The organism is Nocardia sp. CY41, from assembly GCF_009829325.1.
GTDB lineage: Bacteria > Actinomycetota > Actinomycetes > Mycobacteriales > Mycobacteriaceae > Nocardia.
On sequence record NZ_VUOS01000041.1, the window covers coordinates 16,417 to 35,281 of the forward strand.

At 67.9% G+C, this 18,865-nt stretch carries 18 protein-coding genes; 12 read left to right on the forward strand and 6 right to left on the reverse strand.

Features of this window, described 5'->3' with window-relative positions; translation table 11 throughout:
- Positions 1–88: 88 nt before the first annotated feature.
- Entirely contained in the window at positions 89–1,687 is a 1,599-nt protein-coding gene (locus GVY64_RS33385; RefSeq protein WP_442939664.1) for a serine hydrolase, read from the reverse strand.
- A gap of 131 nt (positions 1,688–1,818) precedes the next feature.
- A complete protein-coding gene (locus GVY64_RS33390; RefSeq protein WP_159850155.1) occupies positions 1,819–3,540 on the reverse strand; it encodes a GMC oxidoreductase in 1,722 nt (573 codons plus the stop codon).
- Between the two features lie 186 nt (positions 3,541–3,726).
- Between GVY64_RS33390 and GVY64_RS33395 the strand changes: the two genes are divergently transcribed.
- Complete coding sequence (locus tag GVY64_RS33395; protein WP_159850157.1) at positions 3,727–4,425, forward strand: TetR/AcrR family transcriptional regulator; 699 nt, start codon at positions 3,727–3,729, stop codon at positions 4,423–4,425.
- A gap of 61 nt (positions 4,426–4,486) precedes the next feature.
- Positions 4,487–5,473 carry an NAD(P)H-dependent flavin oxidoreductase gene (locus tag GVY64_RS33400; RefSeq protein ID WP_442939665.1) on the forward strand — a complete coding sequence of 329 codons (987 nt, stop codon included), beginning with the start codon at positions 4,487–4,489 and terminating at the stop codon, positions 5,471–5,473.
- Between the two features lie 5 nt (positions 5,474–5,478).
- Here GVY64_RS33400 and GVY64_RS33405 read toward each other — a convergent pair whose 3' ends face one another.
- Together GVY64_RS33405 and GVY64_RS33410 are read right to left on the reverse strand one after the other, a co-directional pair.
- Positions 5,479–5,673 (reverse strand): hypothetical protein, encoded by a 195-nt coding sequence (locus tag GVY64_RS33405; protein WP_159850161.1) that lies wholly within the window; start codon positions 5,671–5,673, stop codon positions 5,479–5,481.
- Between the two features lie 42 nt (positions 5,674–5,715).
- Positions 5,716–7,035 (reverse strand): glycoside hydrolase family 1 protein, encoded by a 1,320-nt coding sequence (locus tag GVY64_RS33410; protein WP_159850163.1) that lies wholly within the window; start codon positions 7,033–7,035, stop codon positions 5,716–5,718.
- Between the two features lie 409 nt (positions 7,036–7,444).
- Here GVY64_RS33410 and GVY64_RS33415 point away from each other — a divergent pair, with 409 nt between their 5' ends.
- The 5 genes from GVY64_RS33415 (at position 7,445) to GVY64_RS33435 (ending at position 12,915) form a co-directional block, all read left to right on the forward strand.
- The gene (locus GVY64_RS33415; RefSeq protein ID WP_159850165.1) at positions 7,445–7,927 is read left to right on the forward strand and encodes a nitroreductase family deazaflavin-dependent oxidoreductase; all 483 of its coding nucleotides are present in this window, start codon (positions 7,445–7,447) and stop codon (positions 7,925–7,927) included.
- A gap of 52 nt (positions 7,928–7,979) precedes the next feature.
- Positions 7,980–10,274, forward strand: coding sequence for a molybdopterin guanine dinucleotide-containing S/N-oxide reductase (locus GVY64_RS33420; protein WP_159850167.1), 2,295 nt, complete (start codon positions 7,980–7,982; stop codon positions 10,272–10,274).
- 22 nt (positions 10,275–10,296) lie between these two features.
- Complete coding sequence (locus GVY64_RS33425; protein WP_159850189.1) at positions 10,297–11,265, forward strand: LysR family transcriptional regulator; 969 nt, start codon at positions 10,297–10,299, stop codon at positions 11,263–11,265.
- 28 nt (positions 11,266–11,293) lie between these two features.
- Positions 11,294–11,956, forward strand: coding sequence for a transcriptional repressor LexA (gene lexA / locus GVY64_RS33430; RefSeq protein WP_159850169.1), 663 nt, complete (start codon positions 11,294–11,296; stop codon positions 11,954–11,956).
- 71 nt (positions 11,957–12,027) lie between these two features.
- On the forward strand, positions 12,028–12,915 hold the full coding sequence (locus tag GVY64_RS33435) for a Sir2 family NAD-dependent protein deacetylase (protein ID WP_159850171.1): 888 nt from the start codon (positions 12,028–12,030) through the stop codon (positions 12,913–12,915).
- 20 nt (positions 12,916–12,935) lie between these two features.
- Here GVY64_RS33435 and GVY64_RS33440 read toward each other — a convergent pair whose 3' ends face one another.
- Entirely contained in the window at positions 12,936–13,499 is a 564-nt protein-coding gene (locus GVY64_RS33440; RefSeq protein WP_159850173.1) for a PadR family transcriptional regulator, read from the reverse strand.
- A 123-nt stretch (positions 13,500–13,622) separates the two neighbouring features.
- Here GVY64_RS33440 and GVY64_RS33445 point away from each other — a divergent pair, with 123 nt between their 5' ends.
- From GVY64_RS33445 to GVY64_RS33455, 3 genes are read left to right on the forward strand one after another with little or no spacing between them, the layout of a single operon-like run.
- Complete coding sequence (locus GVY64_RS33445; RefSeq protein WP_159850175.1) at positions 13,623–14,039, forward strand: nuclear transport factor 2 family protein; 417 nt, start codon at positions 13,623–13,625, stop codon at positions 14,037–14,039.
- Positions 14,036–15,523, forward strand: coding sequence for a phytoene desaturase family protein (locus GVY64_RS33450; RefSeq protein ID WP_159850177.1), 1,488 nt, complete (start codon positions 14,036–14,038; stop codon positions 15,521–15,523). The genes GVY64_RS33445 and GVY64_RS33450 overlap by 4 nt, the downstream gene beginning before the upstream one ends.
- Before the next feature lie 14 nt (positions 15,524–15,537).
- A complete protein-coding gene (locus GVY64_RS33455) occupies positions 15,538–16,674 on the forward strand; it encodes a 2Fe-2S iron-sulfur cluster-binding protein (protein WP_159850179.1) in 1,137 nt (378 codons plus the stop codon).
- A gap of 161 nt (positions 16,675–16,835) precedes the next feature.
- Here the strand turns inward: GVY64_RS33455 and GVY64_RS39250 are convergent, their stop codons facing one another.
- Positions 16,836–17,099 (reverse strand): DAPG hydrolase family protein, encoded by a 264-nt coding sequence (locus tag GVY64_RS39250; RefSeq protein ID WP_442939666.1) that lies wholly within the window; start codon positions 17,097–17,099, stop codon positions 16,836–16,838.
- A 203-nt stretch (positions 17,100–17,302) separates the two neighbouring features.
- Here GVY64_RS39250 and GVY64_RS38955 point away from each other — a divergent pair, with 203 nt between their 5' ends.
- Positions 17,303–17,956, forward strand: a complete 654-nt coding sequence (locus GVY64_RS38955) for a hypothetical protein (RefSeq protein ID WP_159850181.1) — start codon at positions 17,303–17,305, stop codon at positions 17,954–17,956.
- Between the two features lie 146 nt (positions 17,957–18,102).
- Positions 18,103–18,618, forward strand: coding sequence for a saccharopine dehydrogenase NADP-binding domain-containing protein (locus GVY64_RS33470; RefSeq protein ID WP_159850183.1), 516 nt, complete (start codon positions 18,103–18,105; stop codon positions 18,616–18,618).
- Positions 18,619–18,865 lie beyond the last annotated feature (247 nt).

The window sequence follows — 18,865 nt, forward strand, 5'->3', positions numbered from 1 at the left end:
CGGCAAACCCCTGGAAACGGGCGGCGCGTCCGCGATCGGCTGTGCGCCGCCGCCGGCGCCGGAGATCGCGGCTGTGTGGCGGCGACCGTCAGCTACGGGTGAACACGCCGAGGTGCTCGGTGTCGTAGTACTCCAGGGTGAGTTCGGCGCCGCGGAAGGTCGCCTTGGAGACCGAGCCGTGATTGGCGTTCTCGCCAGGTGGCGTGAAGACGAAAGTGTCGCCGTCCCAGTGTTTCAGAGGGAATGTCATGTTGTCGGGGCCGAGGGTGAGGGTGAGGAGCTTGTCGGTGGCGCTGATCGTCGCCGGGCCGTAGTAGGCGTTGTCGTAGGTGCCCGTGTACGACGCGGGCGGCCGCGCGGGAACCGGGTGGCTCGGCGGCTGCTTGCCGGCCAATGCCCCGGACGGGGCGCCCAGCGGCTCGAACGCCGTGCGATAGAGCGAGCGCCAGTCCTGCTGGATCTTGCCGAACTGGACCAGGTCGGCGAACTCCGCGTTCAGTGTTTCCGGCACGCCGATCGGCGCCGCGTTGGTGAGTGTCACGATGCCGACATCGGCGGAGGGAATCAAGGTGAACGCGGTGCCCGCGCCGAGACCGAACGCCCCCGAATGCCCCAGTACGACCCGACCCGAGGCGGAATCGCTCACGTTGAAACCGAATCCGTAGAAGCCCGCGCGTGCGTCCGGCGTTTTCGGCGGCGCCGAGACGACTTGCGGGGAAATGGCGGGCAGGAGATCTTCCGGTGGCACCAGCACCGAGCCGCCCGCGGAGCCGTCGGCGAGCACCATCGTCATCCATTTGGCCATGTCGGTCACCGATGAGCTGACACCTCCGGCCGGAGACTGCGTGTCCGGTTGACGGTGCGGGTTCGCCGGCTCGTACTTCCCGTCGATCAGAACGTGCCCCTCGGCGCGGTTCGTGCGAGACGCGAAGTCGGCGTACCGCGAGCTGGTCGATGTCATGCCGAGCGGGCTGTAGATCATCTGCGCCGACAACGTCTCCCAATCGGTCCCCGCGGCCGTGGCTACGGCGACGGCGGCCGCGGTCAGCCCGAAATTGGTGTACTCGTAGGAGTCGCGGAAGGCGCCCAGCGGCAGCAGCCGAAGCCGGTCGAGGATCTGCTGACGGTCGTAGCCCAAGTCCTCCAGCAGGTCGCCCGCGTGATCGGGCAGTCCGGAGCGGTGTGCGTACAGGTCGCCCACCGTGACATGCTCGGTGACGTAAGGGTCGGCGAGTGTGAAGGACGGCAGCAGCCTGTGCACCGGCGTGTCCCATTCGACACCCCCTGCGGCGATCCGGCGGGCGACGACCGTCGCTCCGATCGGCTTGGAGAGCGACGCCAGCTGGAAGACCGTATCCGGGTCGACCTTCTCCTGGGTGACGACGTTGCGGACACCGAATCCTCTGCTGTAGACGACCTTTCCGCCGTGCACGACGGCGACCGCCATGCCGGGGATGCCAGCGGAGGCGAGCAGGCCGTCCGCGAGCTGGTCCAGTTCGCTCACGGCATCATCGATCCGGCCCTCCGGTATCGGCACACCGGCGACCTGATTGGGCATCGCCGCGGAACTCGGGGACGCTCCCGTCGCCGTGGAGGCCGAGTCGCCGTCGCCGCATCCGGTCATGGCGAGGATCGCGGCCACCGCCACGGCTGTGGGAGCGAGCAGTGCCCGGCGCAGTGTGCTCACGGGTCGCCTCCTGGCTTTTGTAGCGACAAAAGACCAGATAAAGGCTAGTCCAGCGGAGGTTGCTGCGCGGCTGGTTCAAAGGTTTCGCGGCGGGGCCCCGCCGCGGTGTCCGGTCGATCGTTGCCTCGGACCTATCCGGCGGCAGGTGTCTCCTTGATCTCCACGATCGGCAGCACCAGCGCTGCGGGCGAACTCGCCGGAACGGCCGGGTTCGCCGGCGCGATCGGAGCGATGCGACGGTATCCGGTGCCCACCGGTGGGCGGGTGTCCACCTCGCCCTTGTTGGGCCAGTACGCCGCCGCCCGTTCGGCCTGGGCGGTGATCGTCAGCGAGGGGTTGACGCCCAGGTTGGCCGAGACCGCCGCGCCGTCGACCACGCTGAGCGTGGGATAGCCGTACACGCGGTGGTAGGCGTCGATCACGCCGTGCTCGGCGTCGGCCCCGATCACCGCGCCGCCGAGGAAGTGGGCCGTGAGCGGGATGTTGAAGATCTCGCCCCAGCTGCCGCCCGCGATTCCCCCGATCTTCTCCGCGACGCGCCTGGTCACGTCGTTGCCCACCGGGATCCACGTGGGATTGGGCTCGCCGTGGCCTTGCTTGCTGGTGAGCTTGCGGCCGAACAGGCCACGCTTGGTGTAGGTGGTGATCGAATTGTCCAAGTGCTGCATGACGAGCGAAATGATGGTGCGTTCGCTCCAGTTCTTGGTGCTCAGGAAGCTGAGCAGGTTCATCGGATGCCGGAGCACCATGCCGAGGAAACGCAGCCAGCGCGGGATGCGTCCGCCGCCGTCGACCATGAGCGTCTGGAGTAAGCCCATCGAGTTGGAGCCCTTGCCGTAGCGGACCGGCTCGATGTGCGTGTCCGGGGTGGGGTGGATGGAGGAGGTGATCGCGACGCCTTTGGTGAAGTCGGTGCCGGGACGCACTTTTTTGGTGGCCGCGCCGACGATCGATTCCGAGTTGGTGCGGGTCAGCACGCCGAGGCGATCGGACAGGTCGGGCAGCACGCCTTTGTCGCGCATGGCGAACAGCAGCTTCTGGGTGCCGCGCGTGCCCGCGGCGAGCACGACGTGCGAGGCGGTGAGCGTGCGGGGCTGTTTGCGTAGCCAGGCGCCGGTGCGGGCGGTGGAGACGTCCCAGGTGCCGTCGGGATGCGGCCGCAGCTCGGTGACCGTCGTCATCGGAATGACCTCGGCTCCGGCCTGTTCCGCCAGGTAGAGGTAGTTCTTCACAAGCGTGTTCTTCGCGCCGTACTTGCAGCCCACCATGCAGTCGCCGCATTCGACGCATCCGCTTCGCTCCGGGCCGACGCCGCCGAAGTACGGGTCCGGCACGGTTTTGCCAGGCTCGCCGAAGAACACGCCGACGGGCGTCTGCACGAACGTGTCGCCCACGCCCATGTCGTCGGCGACGGCCTTGAAGACCTCGTCGGCGGGCGTCATGTGAGGATTGCGTACCACGCCGAGCATCTGCTGCGCCCGCTCGTAGTAGGGGGTCAACTCGTCGCGCCAGTCGGTGATGTCGCGCCACTGCGGATCACGGAAGAACGGCTCCGGCGGCACGTACAGCGTGTTCGCGTAATTCAACGAACCGCCGCCGACGCCGGCGCCGCCGAGGATGAGGACGTTGCGCAGGGGATGGATACGCTGGATCCCGTAGCAGCCGAGCGCGGGCGCCCAGAGGAACTTCTTCAACTGCCAGCTGTTCTCGGGCAACTCGTCGTCGGCGAAGCGCCTGCCCGCCTCCAGTACGCCGACCTTGTACCCCTTCTCCACCAGCCGAAGCGCGGTGACGCTGCCGCCGAACCCGGAACCGACGATCAGCACGTCGAAATCCGTCGTCCGCTGGTCCATGTGGAACTCCTCGATCGTGTCGCCAGTGACTCGGCTAACACTACTCTCGGGTAAGTAACGGTACGCAAGTCGGCTGGAATCAGCGGATCGTTCCGGTATTCGGGTTTGCCCGCCGTTGTCCGACCCGTTTCAGAGCGTTGCTCACGTTAGTTGACAATGCTCTCTGAAGCGCGCATCGTTGCTGCTATGCCGACGACACCCCGAGCCCGCGCCAGGGCCCAGACCATGAACGACATCGTCCGGATCGGGCGGGAACACTTGGCGACCGAGGGCGCCGCGGCCCTGTCGCTGCGCGCGGTCGCGCGTGACCTCGGCGTCGTCTCCTCGGCCGTCTACCGGTATGTCCGCAGTCGCGACGAATTGCTGACCTTGCTCGTGGTCGACGGATACAACGCCCTCGGCGACGCGGTCGACGGCGCGCTGGCCGAGTGCGGAGACGATCCGATCGAGGGGCTGCGGATCCTCGGGCGCACGGTGCGGCGATGGGCGCTGGCGGAAACGGCCCGTTACGGGCTGCTGTTCGGCACGCCGGTACCCGGCTACGACGCACCGGCCACCGAGACCGTCGCACCGGGAACCCGGGTGATCGCCACGATGCTGACGCTGTTCGCCGCGGCCCACCGAGCCGGCCGACTCGCGGTGCCCGCGGCCGAGCCGCGGATCTCCGCGGCGCTCGCGGGCAGTTTCGCGCGCATCCGCGACGAGTTCCAGCTCGGCGTGCCCGACTGGCTGATCGTCCGCGGCGTGACGTTCTGGGTCGGGCTGTTCGGGGCGGTGAGCGCGGACGTCTTCGACATGTACGGCGCCGATACCTTCGCCGACCGCGACGAGCTGTTCGAACTGCAGCTGGACGGGCTGCTGGACATGCTCGGTCACCGCGCGTGAGCCGCCGCCGGAACGGGGGAGCGCGCGACCGGCCGCGGCGGCGTGTGCTGCGATGGAGCGCGTGACGACCTCCAGTCAGCAGTCTCCCGGCTCCGGCATCAGCGCCGCGCTCGCGTGGGCGAATCGGATCGGTGCGCGGATCCCGCTGGTCAACGCCCCGATGGGCGGCGTAGCGGGCGGACGGCTCGCCGCGGCGGTGACCGCGGCCGGTGGCCTGGGCATGATCGGGATGGGCAGCGCCGGATCGGTGCGGGCGCTCGAGCAGGAATTGCCGCACCTTCGCGGTGTGACCGGTCCGTTCGGCATCGGTCTGGTCGATTGGGTGGTCGCCGGGCAGCCGGGACTGCTGGAAGCGGCGATCGAGGCCCGTCCCGCGCTGATCTCGGTGAGCTTCGGCGATGACCTGGGCTGGGCGGCTCGCGTGGCAGACGCCGGAATCGTGCCTGCCACCCAGGTCTACAGCGGGCCGGACGCGCGGCGTGCGCAAGACGCGGGCATCGGCGTCCTCGTCGCACGCGGCGTGCAGGGCGGCGGACACGGAGCCGTGAACGCGCCGCTGCTGCCGCTCCTGGACGAGGTGCTGGCCGTCGCATCGGTCCCGGTGCTCGCCGCGGGCGGCATCGGCGCACCACGAGAACTGGCAGTCGTGCTCCGGGCCGGGGCGAGCGGGGGGTGGCTCGGCACCTGCCTCGCGGCGTGCTCGGAATCGCTGCTGCCGGAGGCGGGCCGTCGCGCCCTACTCGCCGCGAGCGGCGCGGACACCGTGCTCACCCGCGCCTACGACGTGGGCATGGAATTGCCTTGGCCCACGCGATTTCCCGCGCGGGTACTGCGTACCGGATTCACCGACCGGTGGACCGGACGCGAAGACGAACTCGCCGCCGATTCGGCGGCCAGGCACGCGCTCACCGCCGCGCTGGACGCGAACGATCCGGCCGTGACGCCGATCGACGCGGGGGAAGGCGTCGGCCTGGTGACCGTCGTGGAACCGGTCGCGCACGTGCTGGGGCGGTTGTGGTCTGGGGTGGTGGACCCGGGCGCGGGCTGAGCGGTTCAGTCCTCGCTGCCGGCGCGCTCGCCGAGATAGCGAAGCAACTCGGGATCGGAGGAGGTCAGCCGGTCGACCTCCTCGCCACCGGTGCACTGGTAGAGCGCGACGGTGACCGAGCCGGACCTGCGCCCCGCGACGCGCCAGATGCCGCCCGAATCGGCCCAGCGCCGCAGCACCGCGACGGGATCGTCGGTCATCGTCTACCTCCGCTCGGTCGAGTACCGGTCACGACTCCAGTGTCACCGCGGGACGGTGACCGGGTCGGAGCAGCCGGCCGGTACGTCGACGAAGGAGCAATCCTTGGGCGCGCGGGTCGGCCGATAGTCCGGAGCGACGCCGCCGGCACGCGTGATGTCGGTGTATGCGGCCACCGCATCCGTGGGTTTGCGCGCCAGCGTCGGATCGCTCAGGACGTCGACCGTGTACAGTCCGAAACGCGGTGTGTAGGAACCCCATTCGTAGTTGTCGGTGAGACTCCAGTAGTTGTAGCCGATCAGGTTGATGCCGTCCGCTTTCGCCCGCTGCAGCCAGTAGACGGTGTCGCGCAGGGAGTCGGCCCGGCTGTAGCCGTCCGCGCGCGGCAAGCCGTTCTCGGTGGGCATTCCGTTCTCGACGATGTAGAGCGGCTTGCCGGGGAACTGACGGGCGTAGTGCTGCAGCGCGTAATAGATTCCTTCCGGCTGCAGCGGGTTCTTCCACAATTCCGTGAAATTCCCCGTGGTGGTGAGGCTGTCGGAGGAGAGGCCGTAGTAGTAGTCGATGCCGATGTAATCGAGCTTCGTGCCGATCCGGTCCACCAGCGGCTTGTTCACCACGTCCTCGGCGGCCGGGATATAGGCGACATTGCTGGTCACCATCGCGTCCGGCTGGACCTGGTGGATGTAGTCGTAGATGCTGTTGTGCGCCTGAGCGATCCGGTCGTGCATCGCGGCCGCGGCAGCGGGCGGCAATCCGCCGTTGCGCAGCTCGTTCACCAGGTAGAAAGTCGGCTCGTTGAACGTGACCCACAACGGTCGATACGGGGCATAGCGATCAACGACCGTGCGCGCGTTGGCCAGCCAGTCCTCGACGATGCCCGGGTTGTTCCAGCCTCCGCGGTCGACCGCCCACCCCGGATAGACCCAGTGATCGATGGTGATCATCGGACGCATGCCCGCGGCCGTGATGGCGGCGACGACGTTGTCGTAGAACTGCAATCCCTCCGGGTCCCATCTGCCCGGCTCGGGCTGCAGACGCGCCCACTCCACGCCGATGCGATACACCTTCACGCCGAGGCCGGCCGCCAGGGCGATGTCCGAGCGGTAGCGCGTGTAGAAGTCGATCGAATCCCGGTATGGGTCCGTCGTCTTCCCCGACGCGACGTAGCGAGACCAGTTGCTGTCGGGAGCGTGGCCTTCCGATTGATATCCCGAGGCTGCGACGCCCCAGAGGAAATCCGAGCCCATGGGCGTGACCACGGCGGGTGGCGCGGGCCGGGCGGCGGCCGGAGCGATGCCTGCGAGCAAGACCGCGGCGACGGCCGCGAGTGCGGCCGAGACATGGCGGGCGTGGGAACGCATCGAACTCCTGTTCCGAGACGGGTGACGGGCGCTCGTGGACCTCGGCGCACGGACCGGGGGAGTGGGTACCACGGGGACAGGGTAACTGGTCGCTTGTCCGTTTTCTGGGAGACGGGGAGTGGGGGCAGCGAGGGGACGAATCTCCTGTACTCAGGGTTCGAACCGGGAGAAGGGTATGAGGGTCGTGATGGAAGTGCGTATGGAGCGAGAACAACGCTGTGCTGGCATAAACATTTCGCTACGTAGATATGCGCATCTATATATGTCAGCTCTAGAAACCCCTTCGAACCTCAGGACCTACAGACCGAGCAAGGAAGGGAGGGGTGCACCTGAGCAGCCCTCTGTGAGATGGCCCTCGGTACCGGCGTGCGGATCCGGTCGGGGACGTATGCCGTGCCAGGATGCGTATATGGTCTCCAATCCGCTGCCACCGCTGGCCCGACGGCTCGCGCAGCAACGCTGGGTGATGCGGACGGCGCCGCTCGTGCTGCGGGTCGAACGCTTGATCCGGCGGGCGAGCGGCGGACGGAAGGGCGTCCTGGACCTGGCGGGGCTGCCGTCCGTCGAGGTGACCGTCCCGGGACGGAAGACCGGAATCCCGCGCACCACGTCGTTGCTGTACGTGCCACGCGGTGCGGACTTCGTCGTCCTCGGCTCGAATTGGGGCAGTCCCGCTCATCCGGCCTGGTCGGCGAATCTGCGTGCGGCACAAACCGCTTCGGTCCGACACAAGGGCGAGCGATTCGTGGTCACGGTGCGCGAGATCACCGGAGTGGAGCGAAAGCCGTACTGGGATCTGGCGGTCGAGTTCTGGCCCGGCTACGCCATGGAGTACGAACGCTCCGGCGGGCGGTTGTTCCGGATCTTCGAGCTGCGCCGCGTTCTCGATTGAGCGCTGTGGCGAGCGTGGTCCGGGTGACGACGGGGGCGGTTACGGTGGGACGGTGACCACGCATCTGACTCATTGGGGCGCGTTCGAGGCGGACAGCGATGGGGAACGGCTCACGGCGGTGCGGCCGTGGCGTGGTGACCCCGAGCCGACGCCGCTGATCGACAATATCGCTTCGGCGCAACATCATCCGACCCGTATCGATCGGCCGTATATTCGCCGAGGCTGGCTGGAGCACGGCCCGGGTCCGGGAGCACGAGGTTCGGACTCTTTCGTTCCGGTTTCGTGGGACCGTGCGTTGGATCTGCTGGCCGGAGAGCTCGGCCGCGTGTACCGGCAGTACGGGCCGGAGGCGGTGTACGGCGGCTCGTACGGCTGGGCCAGCGCGGGGCGCTTTCATCACGCGCAGAGTCAACTGCATCGCTTCCTCAACTGTCTCGGCGGCTACGTCCGGCACGTGAACAGCTACAGCCTGGGCACGTCGGCGGTGTTCCTGCCGCACGTCATCGGTGACATCGGCTGGTTGACGCAGCAGGCGACGGCGAAGAGCGTCCTGGCCGAGCACTCCGAACTGGTGGTGGCGTTCGGAGGTCTGTCACCGAAGAACGCGGCCGTGTCGCCGGGCGGGGTCTCGCGGCACAACGCGCGCGGCTGGATCGCGGCGGCGCGGGCGCGTGGGTGCCGGTTCGTGTCGATCAGCCCGCTGCGCGACGATACGCCGCCGGAGAGCGGGGCCGAGTGGATCGCGCCCTTGCCCGGCACCGACGTGGCGATGATGCTGGCACTGGCTCAGGTGCTGGACGCGGAAGGGTTGGCGGACGGTGAGTTCCTGCGCGAGTACACGGTCGGCTACGACCGCTTCGCGCAGTATCTGCGTGGCGCGGTGGACGGAGTGGTCAAGGATCCGGAGTGGGCTGCGGCGATCACCGGCGTTCCGGCCGATCGTATCCGTGGGCTGGCGCGTGAGATGGCTGCCGCGCGCACGCTGGTGACGGTGAGTTGGTCGCTGCAGCGGGCACGACATGGCGAGCAGCCGTTGTGGGCGGCGGTCACGCTTGCGGCGATGCTGGGGCAGATCGGACTTCCAGGGGGCGGGTTCGGGCACGGGTATGGATCAGCCGCGAGTGTGGGCGAGCCTGCGCGCGTGCCTGCGCCGCGACTCCCCCAAGGGCGCAACGGAGTACAGGCGTTCATCCCGGTCGCGCGGATCGCGGACATGCTGTTGAATCCGGGCCGGTCCTTTCGCTACAACGGGCAAGACCTGGTGTATCCGGATGTGCGGTTGGTGTATTGGTGCGGCGGCAATCCGTTTCACCACCATCAAGATCTCGCTCGGTTGCGTACGGCCTTCGGGCGTCCGGACACGGTCGTCGTGCACGATGCCTTCTGGACGGCGACGGCGCGGCACGGGGATGTCGTGCTGCCGTCCACGATGTCGATCGAGCGCGACGACTACGGCGTGGGCGAGGGTGATCGTTCGTTCTTCCCGATGAAGGCGCTGACCCGCCCGCACGCCGAGGCGTGGGACGATTATCGGATTTTCGCCGAGACGGCCGATCGGCTCGGCGTGGGTGCGGGATTCACCGAGGGGCGCTCGGCCACGGAGTGGCTGCGGCATCTGTACGAGCGCTGGCGGGTCGAGCAGTCCCGGGCGGGCCACTCGTTGCCGGACTTCGACGCGTTCTGGTCCGGCGACGTGCTCGAGCTGCCGGTGCCGGATCCCGAGCAGGTGCTCGCGGCCGACTTTCGCGCCGATCCCGATCGGTATCCGCTCGGCACACCCAGTGGAAAGATCGAGATTTTCTCCGCGACCATCGAGGGGTTCGGGTACGCCGATTGCCCGCCGCACCCGGTGTGGTTGGAGCCGGAGGAGTGGCTCGGCGGCGCGGCGGCGGAGCGGTTTCCGTTGCAGTTGGTGGCGAATCAGCCGCGGACCAAGTTGCACAGTCAGCTCGATGTGGGCGCCCACAGCCGCTCGGTGAAGATCTCGGAGCGGGAACCGATTCGGATGCATCCCTCGGACGCCGATGTGCGCGGCCTGCGTGCCGGTGAGATCGTGCGCGTGTTCAACGATCGGGGCAGTTGTCTGGCCGGTCTGGTGATCGACGAGGGTGTGCGCGCCGGTGTCGCGCAGCTGTCCACCGGGGCGTGGTACGACCCCGCCCCGGCGGACCCGACGTTCTGCCGTCACGGCAATCCGAACGTGCTCATCGCCGATCGCCCCTCGTCGACGCTCAGTCAGGGGTGCGCCGGGCAGCTCACGCTGGTGGAGGTCGAGCGTTACGCGGGCCCGCTCCCCGATGTGGTGGTGACCCGGCCGCCCGACGGGATGGGCCCGGAAGCGCTGTGAGGTCGCCGAGAGTCAGGGGGTGATGGTGGATCTGGATCTCGCCGCGTTGCGCGCGTTCGTGGCGGTGGTGGAGGAGGAGCAGTTCGGTCACGCCGCCGCGGTGCTGGGGATCAGCCAGCAGGCGGTGTCGAAGCGCATCGCGAAGCTGGAATCGCAGCTGGGGGTCGAAGTTCTGGATCGTGGGCAGGGCAGGAGTGTGCCGACCGGCGCCGGTGCTCGGCTGCTGCCGCACGCGCGGTCGCTGCTCGCCGGTGCTGAGGCGGCGGTGCGGGCGGTGCGGGAACAGGTGCGGCCGTTGCGGGTGGCGGTGCTTGGCAAGCGTATGGCGGCGACGGAGTTGATGGAGTTCTATCTGGCGCGTCATCCGCACTCGCACACCGAGATCGTCATGTCGAACATGATCAGGACGTCGCGAGAGGCGTTGGGTAGCGGTCTCGTCGACGCGGCCTTGGCCCGTGCCCACGGCGGCCCGGTGTCGTTGCCCGACGATATCGTCGCTGCTCCGGCGTATTTGGAGCCACTGTATTTGCTTGTGGGCAAGGATCATCCGTTCGCGAGCCGGGCGACGATCGCATTGCGGGAGATCGCGGGGCAGCCGGTGTGGGTGCCCGGGGCGGCGGTGCCGTCGGAGTGGGCCGATTTCTATCGGGATCTGAGCGCGTTCAGCGGGATTCCGATCGATACCAGGGGCCCGCTGGAGGGTATAGCGGGCATCGTCGAACGTATCGCGGATTCGTCCTCGTTGACGACGTTCACCGGGGACGGGGGACAGACGCCGTGGCATCCGAACGTGCGGCGTCTGTTGATCGTCGATCCCACTCCGGCCTATCCGCTGGCGCTGCTGTGGCCGGCGGGCAATCGGCATCCGGGACTGCGCTCTTTGGTCGAGCACGTCGCGGACAACTACAACCGCGATATCGCTGCCGCCTGCTGGGTTCCCGAACCCGATCAGGCGTTGTTCGGTGTGCCCGGTGCCGTGGCCGGTCCGTAGTGTCGGCCGGTGCCTCTACGATTCCCGGGTGACCGGATACGACCCGCTCGACGCGTTCGAGCATCTCGACACTTCGACGTTGCCGCCGCGGCAGCAGCGGATTCTCGCCACGATCCGGGAGTGGGTGCTGCGGCACGGGTATCCGCCGAATACGCGCGAGATCGGGGACGCGGTGGGTTTGCGGTCGGCGTCGTCGGTGTCGAAGCATTTGCGGAATCTGGAGGAGCGGGGTTTTCTGCGGCGCAGCCGGACGGTGTCGCGTCCGATCGATGTGCGGATGTTCCTGCAGGCGCCGGCGCGGCGGGAGGTCGAGGAGGATTCGGTGGCGGTGCCGGTGGTCGGCGACGTCGCGGCGGGCGCTCCGATCCTGGCCGAGGAGCACGCCGACGACGTGATGACGTTGCCGCGTGAGCTCGTCGGGCGGGGCACGGTATTCGGGTTGCGGGTGCGCGGGGATTCGATGGTCGGCGCGGCGATCTGTGACGGCGACATCGTGGTGGTGCGGCGGCAGCAGGAGGCGCATTCCGGTGAGATCGTGGCGGCGATGATCGATGGGGAGGCGACGGTGAAGGTGTACCGGCGGCGCAACGGTCATGTGTACTTGGAGCCGCGCAACCCGGCCTACGAGGTGATCGATGGCGACGAGGCGGTGGTGCTCGGCAAGGTCGTGTCGGTGATGCGGCGGGTTTGAGCTGGACGAATGGCCCCCCGGGTTTGATGCAAGGCCTGCCTGTCCGCGCGGGCCGCCGTACCCTGAACGGCATGCCGGACTTCGCGCAGACGCCGCTGGACGCCGGGTTCGAGCAGCTGGTGAGCTTGCTCGACGGGCGTCGGGTCGTCGCGTTGACCGGTGCGGGGATCTCGACCGACAGCGGGATCCCGGACTACCGCGGTCCTTCGTCGCCGCCCCGCAATCCGATGACCTACCAGCAGTTCGTCGGTGATCCGGTGTTCCGGCAGCGGTATTGGGCGCGCAACCACGTCGGCTGGCGGCGGATGGACGGGTCTCGTCCCAATCCCGGGCATCGCGCCTTGGCGCAGCTGGAGCGGATGGGCGTGGTCACCGGGTTGATCACGCAGAACGTGGACTTGTTGCACACCAAGGCGGGGCATCGGCGGGTGATCGATTTGCACGGCACTTATGCGCAGGTGCGCTGTCTGGGTTGTGCGTCGCTGATTTCGCGGATGTCGCTGGCCGACCGGCTGGAGGCGGCCAATCCGGGTTTCGCGGAGGCGGTGAGCACAGATGAACTGGAGGTCGCGCCCGACGCCGACGCGGTGGTCGGGGATACCGGTAGTTTCCGGATGGTGGACTGCGCGCGCTGTGGAGGCATGCTGAAGCCCGATATCGTCTACTTCGGGGAGAACGTGCCGAAGGAGCGGGTCGCCGCGGCCTACGAACTCGTCGACGCCGCGGATGCGTTGGTGGTGGCCGGGTCGTCGCTGACCGTGATGTCGGGGCTGCGTTTCGTGCGCCGGGCAGCGAGGCAGGGGTGTTCCGTCGTGATCGTCAATCGTGGGCGCACGCGCGGTGACGATGTGGCCGCGCTCACGCTGGACGCCGGATGCTCGACCGTGCTGCCTGCTCTCGCCGAGTGTTTGCAGGAGACTCGTGTGGGGGCGGCGTCGTCGGTAGTGGCTCCGGGTTGAAGCGGGCTGTGTCGTAGTCGTCACAGTCGCGCGGCGATCCGCCGATCGATCACCGTCAGTGCGAACTCGGCCCAGCGAATGTTCTCTTGTTCGAAGGAGATTCCGCGCAGCAGTGTGAGGTAGGGGCCGACTCGTTCGGCCTCGGCCAGGTACGCCTGTTCGCTGCGGCCGTCCAGCAGTCGGGACCGTAGGCGTTCGTAGCGGGCCAGTTTCGCTTTCGACCATTCCAGTTTGTCGGCTACCGCGGCGCGCACGGTGGGGGCGTCCTCGATGTCCATGCCCTGCACCTTCACCATCATCTCGTCGCGGATGGCGGTGGGCTTGGCCTGCGTTGCGATGAATTCGTGCAGCGCTGCCCGCCCGGCAGGGGTGATGGCGTGCAGGCGCTTGTTGGGTCTGCGCTCCTGCTCCACGATCCGGGTGGTGATCAGGCCGTCGGCCGCCATGCGCTCCAGCTCCTTGTACAGCTGCTGGGGCGTGGCCATCCAGAAGTTGGCCACCGAGGCGTCGAAGCTCTTGGCCAGGTCGTATCCGGACGCCTCACCTTCCAGCAGGGCGGCCAACACCGCGTTGCGTAGCGCCATCTGCCCAGGCTACCAGTGAAATGAATTATTCAATGAGTTGATCGATGTCTTCTGGACATGCGCAGGTTATATGGATACCGTCATGGTGAGATACTAAATTTGTTGACTATGAGAGGTGGGTTTATGCATTCCTTTCGGGCAGCCGTGGAGGCTCGTGACGGGGCCGCCATCGAGGCGCTGCTGGCCGACACGGTGGTGTTCACCAGTCCGGTGGCGTTCCAGCCGTATCCGGGCAAGGCGATCACCGCGGCCATTCTGCGCGCGGTGATCCGCGTGTTCGAGGACTTCCGCTATGTGCGTGAGATCGCCGACGCGAACGGTCGCGATCACGCGTTCGTGTTCGAGGCCACCGTCGATGGCAAGCAGCTGACCGGCTGCGACTTCCTGCACTTCGACGAGCACGGCAAGATCGACGACTTCATGGTCATGGTGCGCCCCCTGTCGGCGGCGCAAGCCCTCGCGGCGCGCATGGGTGAACAGTTCGAGCGCATCAAGGCCGAGGCCGCCGCGCAGTTCGAGGGTGAGGCGCACGGAGCGTGAGCGACTACGACGTCATCGTCATCGGTGCGGGCAATGCCGGCCTGACCGCCGCCGCGACGCTGCAACGCGCGGGCGCGCGCACCCTGCTTGTGGAGCGGCACAATGTACCGGGTGGTTGCGCGACCTCGTTCCGCCGCGGGCGTTTCGAGTTCGAGGTCGCGTTGCACCAGTTGTCGGGCGTCGGTGTCGAGGGGCAGCCGATCTCGTTGCGAGAAGGTCTGTTCCAGCAGCTCGGAATCGCCGACAAACTGGAGTTCGTCCGCGAGCACGACCTGTACCGCGCCGTGATTCCCGGCGCATTGGACTTCACCCTGCCCGCGGACTGGGACAGCGCGATCGACGCTGTCGAGGCCGAGTTCCCGGGGCATCGCGATCGGGTCGCGAAGTTCTTCGACCTGCTGAAGGCGGTGACCTTCTGGCAGATCGCCGCCATGCGCGGGATGCCGGTCGAGCAGATCGACCCGGTGTTGTTCGAGTACGGATTGCGGCCGCTGAAGGTCGTGCTCGACGAGTTCTTCGACGACGAACGACTCAAGGTCGCGCTGGGCATGTACTGGACCTACATCGGACAGCCGCCGTCGAAACTGCGTTTCCAGGATCTGGCGCTGACCTTGTACGCCTACTTCGAATTCAAACCCTGGCATGTGCGCGGCGGGTCGCAGGCGATGTCCACCGCCATCCTGGACGCCTTCCTCGCCGCCGGTGGTGAGGTGCGGTTCAACGCGGGCGTCGAGGCGGTGCTCACCGAGTCCGGGCGGGTCCTGGGGGTGCGGCTGGAAGACGGTTCGGAGGTCACCGCGCCCGACGTGGTGTCCAACGCGTCGCTGCCGAGCACGTACGGCATGCTCGAAGGCGTGGACGTGCCGGCCGAGGTGCGTAATGATCTGGCCGGCAGGCGGATCGGCGTGTCCGGTTTCGTGCTGCACATGGGTTTGGACGCCACTCCCGCCGAACTGGGGTTCACCACCAGCACCACGTTCGTCAACAGGGACACCGACGACGACCGCACCTACAACGCGTGGCGATCGTTCGAGCCCGCGCGGGGCATCTGCGTCAGCTCCTACGATGTCGCGCCGATCGGGTTCGCGCCCACCGGAGCCACGCATGTCAGCCTGATGACGCTGCAGTACGCCGACATCTGGAGGAACGTCGCTCCCTCGCAGTACGTGCGCACCAAGTTCGCCTACGCCGAAACCCTGCTCGACCTGTGTGAAACCATCACTCCCGGCATTCGTGACGCCATCGAAGAGGTCGATGTCGCGACACCGTTGACCATGATGCGGTACCTCGGACACCCGGGCGGGGCGATCTACGGCTACGACCAGGACGCCACCGAGGGGTGGCTGTTCCGCGACAGCGAACGCCGAACCCACGTGCCCGGACTGCATCTGGCCGGATCCTGGGCCGGTATCGGCGGATTCCAGCCCACCCTGGAGGCCGGCGCGCGGGTCGCCCGCCGTCTCCTGCGCACCAAAACCGCCTGACCCGAGGACGACTCATGAAACACCCACTCGCCACACGGTTCGACGGAGCGGCGGAGATCCTCGCGGAGATCGATGCCCGCGTCCCCGACACCCGCGACCATCTCGCCGAAACGCGCGCCACCATCGACGCCTACCATCCCGAACGCCTCCGGCTGGTAGTCACCGACATCATCGACGAGACCGTCTCCACCAAAACGATCCGACTCGAAGGCCTCGACAAGAAACAGCTGCCGCCTTTCCTGGCGGGCCAGTACATCAACGTCTTCATCGACGGCACCAGCCGTCCGTACGCCATTTCCTCCAGCCCGGCGCGGTTGGCCCGCTACGACCTGACCGTCCGCCGTGTCCGTGGCGGGCGCGTCAGCAACCTGCTGCTCGACGCCGCCCGGATCGGTCAGGTGCTGATCACTACCGGGCCGATGGGCACCTTCCACCACAACCCGCTGTTCCACGGCAGAGACGCGGTGTTCCTCGCGGGCGGCTCCGGCGTGGCCCCGGCCATGAGCATGATCCGCGAGATCGCCGAACGCGGTCCGGACCGCTCGTTTCACCTCGTCTACGGCTCCCGCGACGCCTCCGACATCATCTTCGGCCCGGAACTGAACGAGATCGCCGCCGCGCACCCGGGCATCCACGTCGACCACGTGATCACCGAACCCGGTACCGGCTGGACCGGGGCCACCGGCTTCCTCACCGCAGGCACTATCGCCCGGCTGGTGGGCGAGCTCGACGGCCGGATGGTGTACGTGTGCGGTCCACAGGCGTTGTACCCGTACGCCCTCGAGCAGCTCACGGCGCTCGGTCATCCGCGCAAGCGCATTCGTTTCGAGGCCAACGGCGCACCTACCGACCCGACCGTCCAGTCGCACTGGCCCACCGATGTCGATCCCGCGGCGGAGGTCACCGTCACAGCCGGGAGCGTGTCCTTCCGCACCCCCCGCAACCGGCCGCTGCTGGATGCTCTGGAGGACAACGGCATTCGCCCCGAGGCCGCCTGCCGATCCGGCGAATGCAGCCTGTGCCGGGTACGGATTCTGAAGGGTGAGGTGCACACCGCCGAAGAAGCGAAGCTGCGGCTGTCCGACGCGCAATTCGGTTACACCCATTCGTGTGTGGCGTATCCGATCAGCGATGTGGAGCTGAGCCTGTGACCTCGAGCCGGTCGGTTCTCGGCTGGACGGGCAACTCCCGGCTCGAGCACTGAACTGGCTGTAGAGCTCGAGCAGGAACTGGGCGAGGTGGTTCATCTCTCGGCCGCAGTGCAGCATCAGGTCCAGGGGCCGGGCTTGTATCTGGCCGACTCCACCGAGTGTCAGCCGAACCACCGGTCCCACATCGCCGCCGTCACCCGCGGCATCCCGGTACGGACGGTAACCCGCGCGAGTCCGGAACGGGTTCGGCTGTAGCCGGTTTCGGTAGCCGAATACCCGTGGGCGCGAGATCGGCGACCAGTGCCGGGAAGTAGGGGATCCGTTCGCCGGGCCTCGGAGGGTCGGTGTCCGCGGCGGCCGGCGGGTGGGGGGAGCCCGCCCTCCGTCGGGTCTCGGAACGCGTCGTCGGGCAGAACCATCAGCATCGTGAACCCGGACAGCCGCCATTCTCGGAGTCACCCACGCGTCATCACGGGCACCGGGCATGTCGCCGCCGCGCTGCTGTTCGCCATGGAACGAGCGGGCATCGGCCATGGGTGTGACGCGCGGACGGCTGGGCGTGACATTTCCGCGACCATTTCGTAATGTATCGGTGACCTATTCTCGACAGTAACCGGTAGGCGACATCATGCCTGGTCAACACCGCAAAAGAACCGATGCCCGGAGACTCGTACTCCTGGCCGTCTGCGGCATCGCGGCGGGCGTCGCTGTCGTGGCGTGGGCGGTGATGCGGCCGGGCCCGGTCACGCAGCACGCCGCGGCGGTCCATTCGCCGCCGTCCGCGCCCGTCGCTTCGAGCACGGTCACGACCACCGCGCCGGCGGTGCCGCAGCCGGTCGCGGGCGCGGCCGCGGCTGCTGCCGGGCAACCACCACCATCTGCCAGAGAAGCCGTACAGCACCCGCCCCCACCGCCCCCGCCGGTGTCTTGTTCTACGGAACTCGCCGGCACTCGGCCGCACGTGGCACAGGTCGGCAACCTGTTGAAGAAGACATTCGCCCTCACCGACATCGGCGGCGCCAACGGCCGCAGCGACGGCGACCACGGCGCCGGCTTGGCGCTGGACCTCATGACACCCGATTCCGCGCGCGGCGACGCGATCGCCGATTTCGTACTCGCCAATCAGCAGCGTTTCGGCGTGACCTACGTGATCTGGCGGCAGCGGTACAACGATGGCCACGGCTGGTCGTTTCTGGAAGACCGCGGGAGCCCGACCGCCAATCACTACGACCATGTTCACGTGTCGTTCGACAAGGCGGCGGTAGGGGACGTGACCTGCTGATCGGGTGCCCGCGCTGACGCTCTCGCGGCGCGCGGCCGCCGTGGAGTCGGCCACGCGGTCATCCAGTCGACACACGCGACCCTGGAAGGATGCACTCGAGTCGTCCATGCGACGAGAGCTATCGACCAGAACGTAGGTGACTGCCAATGCCGAAGATCGTGTTGTTCGGCGCCATCGGGTACACCGGCCGCCTGACCGCCGAAGCCCTGATCGCCCGTGGCGCCGCGCCCGTGCTGGCCGCTCGGAACGCGACCGCGCTCGAGAAGCTGGCTGCCGACCTCGGCGGTGCGGAGATCGCGGTCGCCGACGTGACCGACCCCGGATCGTTGCGCGCCCTGCTGGACCGGGGCGACGTGCTGGTGACGACGGTCGGGCCGTTCCTGCGCTACGGCGGACCCGCCTTGGCGGCAGCCGTGGCGGCGGGTGCGCACTACTTCGACTCCACGGGGGAAGGCCCGTTCATCCGCAGCGTGTTCGACCGGGACGAGGAGGCGCGCAAGGCTGGAGTGGGCCTGCTGACCGCGTTCGGGTTCGACTACGTGCCCGGCAATCTGGCCGCCGGTCTCGCTCTGTGCGAAGCGCCGGAGGCCGCAGGACCTTCGGATGGGCGCGCAGTGTCGGCCGAGCCGGTGAACGCCACGGAATCCTGGCCGGACAGGTGATCGAGCAAGCCGTGGACGCCGCCGCATAACAGCTGTACCGATCCCTCGGGCAGCAGCCTCGATTCGATGATCCGGCGTACGACGAGCTAGGCCAGATAAGAGCCCCTAACAGGTTCTGTAGAGTGGCGGTGATTCTCGTTGCGGTGCAGTATGTTTCGTCGTGGCGGCCCCGTGGATCGTGGACGACGAGTTGTGGACAGTGATCGAACCGCTACTGCCGGTCCGGGCACCAGGCACGCCGGGGCCG